Origin of the sequence: Pseudacidovorax intermedius (assembly GCF_003350475.1) — a bacterium.
GTDB classification, from domain to species: domain Bacteria; phylum Pseudomonadota; class Gammaproteobacteria; order Burkholderiales; family Burkholderiaceae_C; genus Xenophilus; species Xenophilus intermedius.
The window spans coordinates 2,501-5,644 of record NZ_QQAV01000023.1 but is presented as its reverse complement, the minus strand read 5'-3'; the positions used below and the strand labels follow the sequence as shown (position 1 = coordinate 5,644).

2 rRNA genes (1 of these 2 running past the window's edge) are annotated in these 3,144 nt (G+C 51.6%); both read right to left on the bottom strand.

Going from position 1 to position 3,144, the window contains the following annotated elements:
- Positions 1-52: 52 nt before the first annotated feature.
- Positions 53-165 (bottom strand): 5S ribosomal RNA (rrf, locus tag DFR41_RS27235).
- 132 nt (positions 166-297) lie between these two features.
- A 23S ribosomal RNA gene (locus DFR41_RS27230) occupies positions 298-3,144 on the bottom strand (it continues 24 nt past the right edge of the window).

Sequence of the window (3,144 nt, the reverse complement as noted above, 5' to 3'; positions counted from 1 at the left end):
AAAACAAAAAGCCCCGCAGCGAGAGCTGAGGGGCTTTTTGAGGGCTGTAAGAGCCTGACGATGACCTACTTTCACACGGGAGTCCGCACTATCATCGGCGCTGAGTCGTTTCACTGTCCTGTTCGGGATGGGAAGGAGTGGTACCAACTCGCTATGGTCATCAGGCATAAAGGGTTGTCGTGTTGATTTTTGGATCAACACAACGAATTCATAGAGTCTGTCAGCTTTAGTTTGATTGCGCCTGGCATAACACCTTGATTGGCTTGTGCACTTGGCAGAGCACTGAATCAAAGTTATAGGGTCAAGCCGCACGAGCAATTAGTATCGGTTAGCTTAACGCATTACTGCGCTTCCACACCCGACCTATCAACGTCCTGGTCTAGAACGACTCTTCAGGGGGCTCAAGGCCCCGGCAGATCTCATCTTGAAACGAGTTTCCCGCTTAGATGCTTTCAGCGGTTATCTCTTCCACACTTAGCTACTCGGCAATGCCACTGGCGTGACAACCGATACACCAGAGGTGTGTCCACTCCGGTCCTCTCGTACTAGGAGCAGGCTTCCTCAAATCTGCAGCGCCCACGGAAGATAGGGACCAAACTGTCTCACGACGTTTTAAACCCAGCTCACGTACCTCTTTAAATGGCGAACAGCCATACCCTTGGGACCGGCTACAGCCCCAGGATGAGATGAGCCGACATCGAGGTGCCAAACACCGCCGTCGATATGAACTCTTGGGCGGTATCAGCCTGTTATCCCCAGAGTACCTTTTATCCGTTGAGCGATGGCCCTTCCATACAGAACCACCGGATCACTATGTCCTGCTTTCGCATCTGCTCGACTTGTCAGTCTCGCAGTTAAGCACGCTTATGCCATTGCACTATCGTCACGATGTCCGACCGTAACTAGCGTACCTTCGAACTCCTCCGTTACGCTTTGGGAGGAGACCGCCCCAGTCAAACTGCCTACCATGCACTGTCCCCAACCCGGATAACGGGTCTAGGTTAGAACCTCAAACACACCAGGGTGGTATTTCAACGTCGGCTCCATGTGATCTAGCGACCACACTTCAAAGCCTCCCACCTATCCTACACAGATCTGTTCAAAGTCCAATACAAAGCTACAGTAAAGGTTCATGGGGTCTTTCCGTCTTTCCGCGGGGAGATTGCATCATCACAAACATTTCAACTTCGCTGAGTCTCAGGAGGAGACAGTGTGGCCATCGTTACGCCATTCGTGCAGGTCGGAACTTACCCGACAAGGAATTTCGCTACCTTAGGACCGTTATAGTTACGGCCGCCGTTTACTGGGACTTCAATCAAGAGCTTGCACCCCATCATTTAATCTTCCAGCACCGGGCAGGCGTCACACCCTATACGTCCACTTTCGTGTTTGCAGAGTGCTGTGTTTTTAATAAACAGTCGCAGCCACCGATTCTTTGCAACCCTTTCATGCTCCGTTGTTCACTTCACACTACTAGGGCACACCTTCTCCCGAAGTTACGGTGTCAATTTGCCGAGTTCCTTCTCCTGAGTTCTCTCAAGCGCCTTAGAATACTCATCTCGCGCACCAGTGTCGGTTTGCGGTACGGTCGTGTGCAGCTGAAGCTTAGTGGCTTTTCCTGGAACCTCGTTCATTCACTTCGCGAGCAAGCTCGCTCGATCGACAGCCTCGGTATATGTACGCCGGATTTGCCTGACGCACGCCTACTTCTGCCTAAACCGGGACATCCAACACCCGGATGAACTATTAAGATCCGTCCCCACATCGCACTGCACATCGGTACAGGAATATTGACCTGTTTCCCATCAGCTACGCATCTCTGCCTCGCCTTAGGGGCCGACTCACTCTACGCCGATGAACGTTGCGTAGAAAACCTTGCGCTTACGGCGAGCGGGCTTTTCACCCGCTTTAACGCTACTCATGTCAGCATTCGCACTTCTGATACCTCCAGCAGCCTTTACAAGCCACCTTCACAGGCTTACAGAACGCTCTCCTACCACTCACACTTGCGTGTGAATCCGCAGCTTCGGTAACTGGCTTAGCCCCGTTACATCTTCCGCGCAGGACGACTCGATCAGTGAGCTATTACGCTTTCTTTAAATGATGGCTGCTTCTAAGCCAACATCCTGACTGTTTTAGCCTTCCCACTTCGTTTCCCACTTAGCCAATTTTAGGGACCTTAGCTGGCGGTCTGGGTTGTTTCCCTCTTGAGTCCGGACGTTAGCACCCGGTGCTCTGTCTCCCAAGCTCTACTCTTCGGTATTCGGAGTTTGCCTTGGTTTGGTAAGTCGCCATGACCCCCTAGCCAAAACAGTGCTCTACCCCCGAAGGTAATACTTGAGGCACTACCTAAATAGTTTTCGGAGAGAACCAGCTATTTCCAAGTTTGTTTAGCCTTTCACCCCTATCCACAGCTCATCCGCTAGTTTTGCAACACTAGTCGGTTCGGACCTCCAGTACCTGTTACGGCACCTTCATCCTGGCCATGGATAGATCACTTGGTTTCGGGTCTACACCCAGCGACTGAACGCCCTATTCGGACTCGATTTCTCTACGGCTTCCCTATTCGGTTAACCTTGCCACTGAATGTAAGTCGCTGACCCATTATACAAAAGGTACGCAGTCACCCTTGCGGGCTCCTACTTTTTGTAAGCATGCGGTTTCAGGATCTATTTCACTCCCCTCCCGGGGTTCTTTTCGCCTTTCCCTCACGGTACTAGTTCACTATCGGTCGATGATGAGTATTTAGCCTTGGAGGATGGTCCCCCCATGTTCAGACAGGATTACACGTGTCCCGCCCTACTTGTCGCTAGCTCAGTACCACACAGGTCTTTTCGCATACGGGACTATCACCCACTATGGTCGGCCTTTCCATGCCGCTTTGCTAAGTCCTGTGATATCACTAGCAGGCTCCTCCGATTTCGCTCGCCACTACTTTCGGAATCTCGGTTGATGTCTTTTCCTCGAGCTACTGAGATGTTTCAGTTCACCCGGTTCGCCTCTACAGCCTATGTATTCAGCTGAAGATACCTTTCGGTGGGTTTCCCCATTCGGAAATCTCCGGATCAAAGCTAATTTGCCAGCTCCCCGAAGCTTATCGCAGGCTATCACGTCCTTCGTCGCCTATCATCGCCAAGGCATCCA